At 46.1% G+C, this 4,648-nt stretch carries 5 protein-coding genes and 1 pseudogene; 3 read left to right on the top strand and 3 right to left on the bottom strand.

Going from position 1 to position 4,648, the window contains the following annotated elements; all coding sequences use genetic code 11:
• Positions 1-65 precede the first annotated feature (65 nt).
• Complete coding sequence (locus RMO35_RS08155; protein ID WP_309740127.1) at positions 66-848, bottom strand: TIGR00297 family protein; 783 nt, start codon at positions 846-848, stop codon at positions 66-68.
• Between the two features lie 433 nt (positions 849-1,281).
• On the opposite strand from RMO35_RS08155, the gene ahcY reads away from it, so the two are divergent.
• Positions 1,282-2,553: an adenosylhomocysteinase gene (ahcY, locus tag RMO35_RS08150; protein ID WP_309740126.1), complete on the top strand. Its 1,272-nt coding sequence runs from the start codon at positions 1,282-1,284 to the stop codon at positions 2,551-2,553.
• A 350-nt stretch (positions 2,554-2,903) separates the two neighbouring features.
• On the opposite strand, the gene RMO35_RS08145 is transcribed toward ahcY, so the two are convergent.
• Positions 2,904-3,482 carry a Uma2 family endonuclease gene (locus RMO35_RS08145; RefSeq protein ID WP_309740123.1) on the bottom strand — a complete coding sequence of 193 codons (579 nt, stop codon included), beginning with the start codon at positions 3,480-3,482 and terminating at the stop codon, positions 2,904-2,906.
• A gap of 114 nt (positions 3,483-3,596) precedes the next feature.
• Between RMO35_RS08145 and RMO35_RS08140 the strand changes: the two genes are divergently transcribed.
• Positions 3,597-3,863, top strand: coding sequence for a type II toxin-antitoxin system ParD family antitoxin (locus RMO35_RS08140; RefSeq protein ID WP_309740122.1), 267 nt, complete (start codon positions 3,597-3,599; stop codon positions 3,861-3,863).
• Positions 3,860-4,159, top strand: a complete 300-nt coding sequence (locus tag RMO35_RS08135) for a type II toxin-antitoxin system RelE/ParE family toxin (RefSeq protein ID WP_309740120.1) — start codon at positions 3,860-3,862, stop codon at positions 4,157-4,159. The genes RMO35_RS08140 and RMO35_RS08135 overlap by 4 nt, the downstream gene beginning before the upstream one ends.
• A gap of 50 nt (positions 4,160-4,209) precedes the next feature.
• Here RMO35_RS08135 and RMO35_RS08130 read toward each other — a convergent pair.
• Positions 4,210-4,648, bottom strand: a pseudogene (locus tag RMO35_RS08130) (hypothetical protein); the annotation flags it as partial.

The raw sequence follows: 4,648 nt of genomic DNA, 5'->3' as shown, positions 1-4,648 counted from the left end.
TGCCAAAATCCCTTTTTCTGATGCTATCGCAAAAACGACATTTTGTTGGGATTTTATACTAAATATTAGTGCCACAATGTCGCGATCGCGATCGCGACTACCGCACCGATAATTGTATTGATAACATTGACAAGTTCGTTAGTAAGCCAGTCGAGTTTGGATTGTAAAGTAGCGCCGATAACGCTTTCCAGATTGGTAGCCACAAACGCCGCGATCGTACAAATAACTACGCCTGTTAGAGTAATCAGCCCAAAGCTATAGGCAACTAACGAAATCAGCACGCCGCCAACAATCCCCGCGAGCGTACCTTCTAGACTAATTGCCCCTTCAGTTCCCCTGGCGACAGGCTGTAATGTCGTAATCAAAAAAGTACTTTTACCATAAGCTTTACCAACTTCACTCGCTGTCGTATCTGCTAATTTGGTGCTAAAACTCGCGACATAGCCTAATAATAATAGAGATTTCCAGTCAGGATCGAGCCAACCTATCTCGATTGTCGCGACCCCGATCGCACAGATCGTAGCAGCAAAAGCCGAACCCCACACATTTTCTGGCCCTCTGGCACCACCGCGTTTTTCGGCGATGCCTTCAGCTTCTTTTTGCGCCATGCCGATCCGAGTTACCGCCGAACCCACCAAGAAATAAAACATTACTACCCCATAACCGCGCCATCCCAATGTCCCCCAGACAACTACCCCCAATCCCCAAGCATTAATTAATCCGGCTGGGGTTAATAGTTTCTTGGGAATAATAACCGCAACAACTAATAAAATTGAGTTGAGCGCGATCGCCACTAACCACGGATTACTGACATTCGGATCGAGCCAGTTTAACAATATATCTAACATGACTTAATAGTTTAATTTTCGATAATAAGATTGTTTAAAAGGCTAATCGGCGTAGCAATAGTTGATTATTAACTCACCCACACTATACCGAGTATCAGCAGTTCTAGAGTGAGCCACGAAATCTAAAATTTCACGAGAGTATCCTTGCAGATTTTACAGTAGCGATCGGGCGTTCTTGGTGTCGATCGCTGGATCTGGCGATCTCTGGAGTTTGACAAGTAAAGTTGGGCACATTTTGACAAGGAAATTTTTGGGCGATCGGCGATCGAGATTTAGGAATAGATGCTAGAGCCAGTAATGATTTCAGACTGAGTAGCCACTGGAGATATTTGGATAAGGTACGACTCTAGTTAATTATGCGGAGTGATAAACTCGATATTTTCCTGTAACCTAAGAAAAGATCGAAGTTTAAATATATTTACAAACTGCATCTATGATTGCAACTGCACTAAAACACGAAGTAAAAGATTTATCGCTCGCGCCCCAAGGCAAGCAACGGATTGAGTGGGCAGGGCGAGAAATGCCTGTGCTGCGTCAGATCCGCGACAGATTTGCAGCAGAGAAGCCTTTAGCTGGAATTCGGATCGTTGCTTGTTGCCACATTACCACTGAAACCGCTCACCTCGCGATCGCGATTAAGGCGGCTGGTGCTGATGCGATCTTGATTGCTAGCAACCCACTCTCTACCCAGGATGATGTTGCAGCTAGTTTAGTTGTCGATTATGGAATTCCCGTCTTTGCCTTCCGTGGTGAAGACGAAGCTACTTACAAACGCCACGTTCAAACTGCTCTAGATCACCGCCCCAACATCATCGTCGATGATGGTTGTGATGTAGTCGCAACTATGGTTCAAGAACGCCAACACCAACTGGGCGATTTGATCGGTACTACCGAAGAAACCACCACAGGTATCGTTCGTCTCGAAGCGATGTTCAAAGCTGGAGTCCTCACCTTCCCAGCAGTTAACGTCAATGATGCCGATACCAAGCACTTCTTTGACAACCGTTATGGCACCGGACAATCCACCCTCGATGGTATCCTCCGCGCTACCAACATCCTCCTCGCTGGTAAAACCATCGTCGTCGCTGGTTATGGCTGGTGTGGCAAAGGTACCGCCATGCGTGCCCGTGGAATGGGTGCAAACGTCATCGTCACTGAGATTGACCCAACCAAGGCAATTGAAGCCGTCATGGACGGTTTTAGCGTGATGACAATGGCGAAAGCATCGGTTGTCGGTGACATCTTTATCACCGTTACTGGTAACAAGCACATCATCCGCGCCGAACACTTCGACGTGATGAAAGATGGTGCGATCGTTTGTAACTCCGGTCACTTTGATATCGAAATCGATCTCAAAGCATTATCGAGCAAATCCTCTGGTGTCAGCACCGTCCGTAACTTCACGGAAGAGTACAAACTCAATAACGGTAAATCCATCATCGTCATCGGTGAAGGTCGTCTCGTCAACCTCGCAGCAGCAGAAGGTCATCCTAGTGCTGTTATGGACATGAGCTTCGCCAACCAAGCGATGGCTTGCGAATACCTCGTCAAAAACCGAGGCGAACTAACTCCAGGCATCCACTCTATCCCCGTCCATGTGGATAAGGAAATCGCCCGGATGAAGCTCGAAGCAATGGGCATCCAAATCGATACCCTGACAGCAGATCAAATCGATTACGCCAACTCTTGGACTTCTGGTACCTAGATATTAGATCTCAAGATTAGCTAGTTTTTAAAAAGCACAGGTCAAATTATGACCTGTGCTTTTTTGGTATAGCGGTTGGGACAGACAGCGATTGAAATCGCCGCTGGTGATGCAAAGTCCGCCTGCGCGGACTGAATATCTTAGTCCGCGCAGGCGGACTTCGCACTATTAGCACTGATTTCAATCGAGTGCGGTGCCAGAGCAGAGCCAATATCCTAAATCCGTTAGCGTTGGCGTAGCCTGCTGTAGGCACAGCCTCTCCCATGCGAGAAACTCACGTTAATTAGAAAATGTCCTAACCATCTTGGCGGTTGCCATACAGTATTTTGATGTGCGCTTAGATTTTTGTGCTATTCAGGTTTAGCGGTTTTCTTAATCCAGTTAAATAGTTGCTCTACAGTTAACCGAATCTCTTTCGCAAATTCTGGTATGGGTAAAACAGTATTTGGTTCATCGATAATTTGAAAATTTCGATCGATTCCCATCACAAATATCGATCGCTCTTTCGGGTCGATCGGCCAGCCCATTTGAGTACCATAAGCTAGGCAGTGATTGATATTTTTTAGTACTTTAGTAGTGCTTTGGTCTGGTGAAAGTATTTCAATCGTCCAGTCGGGAGGAATATTAAAGACATTTTCGATATCACCATCTTCATTACTGGGAATTCTATCATCTTCAAACACTGTCAAATCGGGCACGACCGATCTACCTCCAAAAGTACATCGCAATTCAGAAAAGGCTGTAGCAATTCCTTTTCTTCTGAGAGCTTGATTGATTTCCATCCCAAGTTCGAGTTGAATGATGCTATGTTGTCCTTGGGGCATAGGTTTTTGAATGATTTCACCATTGATGTATTCGCTGGCAGGCTTAGTATCTGGCAGCTCCAAGAACTCTGCTAGGGTGGTTTGTATAACTGGGGTCTGAACCATTTGTGACATGCTCCAAAAGTCTTATTAATATTATGCCTCACGGCTCGATCGGCAATCGGCGCAAGATAGAGTTTGCTAAAATAGATGTGTATTCACCTCTAAATCTTTCCGGCGATGAGCATCACGCTAAATTCCGAGCAAGAAACGATCGTCGCTAATTTAATCGCGACGGGTAGCTTCCAAACGGCTGACGAAGTACTTCAGGCAGCCTTAACCAGATTGGAGACAGAACGAGAATCTTATCAGTCGTGGGTAGTTCAGACTCGCGAGCAAGTAAGAGCAGGAATTGAATCTCTCGATCGAGGTGAAGGTGTTGACGGTGAGACGGCGGTGAATGACATCCTCGCAAAATTGCGACTTAATAAAGAGGTTAAAGAGTGAGTAGGTACACTATCTCACAACCTGCCATTCGCGATTTAGAGTCAATTTCAGCATACTTTGCGGATGTGAATGTTGAAGCAGGTGAAAAGTTTTTACAGGGATTTAACAAACGTTGCCAGCAGCTTATCAGCTTTTCTAATATCGGTCGTAGCTATGACGATTTACAAACTGGGTTGAGAGGGTTGCCTTTGGATGGCTACATTATCTTGTATCGAACCATGAATGACGAAATTGAGATCGTTCGTGTTGTTAATGGTCGCCAGGATTTAGGGTCGTTGTTCGAGCGACCCAACTAATACGATCGACGTTGTAACTACGTTTTTCTATGAGAAAAGCTAAAAGTTAATTACTCACCAGTCATTACGCGCAAGCGAATTGAGTTTTCACCGCTATCATCGAGGGGAACTTCGACGATTTCGCTGGAGAGGCGTTCGACGCAGGCAATAAGCGATCGCAAGTTGGGCGTACTGGCTCCTGTATCGACGTACAACCTGTCTACTAAGCTACCTAAGCGTTTCCAGGTAAGATAGAATTTGGTCATTGTCTGCTCTAATTGTGCGGCTTGTTTGAGCACATCGGCGGCGACGGGAAGACATCCGACACGCATTGCTTCTTCGAGAGCGGTAGCGAGATCGACTTTAGAATCATTGAGGACTTGGACTTGTGCGCCAGCGTCGAGATATTTGGAGAGACTCAGGGCATTGCTGGTGACGAGCTTGATATTGTCTACGTCGGGATTGGCGGCGATTTCTTCGCGGATGGCGAGTTGGTGGGCTTCAGGTAGT

Source organism: Chamaesiphon sp. OTE_20_metabat_361, from assembly GCF_031364565.1.
This window is presented reverse-complemented; position numbering and strand designations above follow the sequence as displayed.

Bases quoted from the DNA above. Each gene is read 5' to 3' on its own strand.
- RMO35_RS08155 (WP_309740127.1), bottom strand. From the start codon at position 848: ATGTTAGATATATTGTTAAACTGGCTCGATCCGAATGTCAGTAATCCG.
- ahcY (WP_309740126.1), top strand. From the start codon at position 1,282: ATGATTGCAACTGCACTAAAACACGAAGTAAAAGATTTATCGCTCGCG.
- RMO35_RS08145 (WP_309740123.1), bottom strand. From the start codon at position 3,482: ATGGTTCAGACCCCAGTTATACAAACCACCCTAGCAGAGTTCTTGGAG.
- RMO35_RS08140 (WP_309740122.1), top strand. From the start codon at position 3,597: ATGAGCATCACGCTAAATTCCGAGCAAGAAACGATCGTCGCTAATTTA.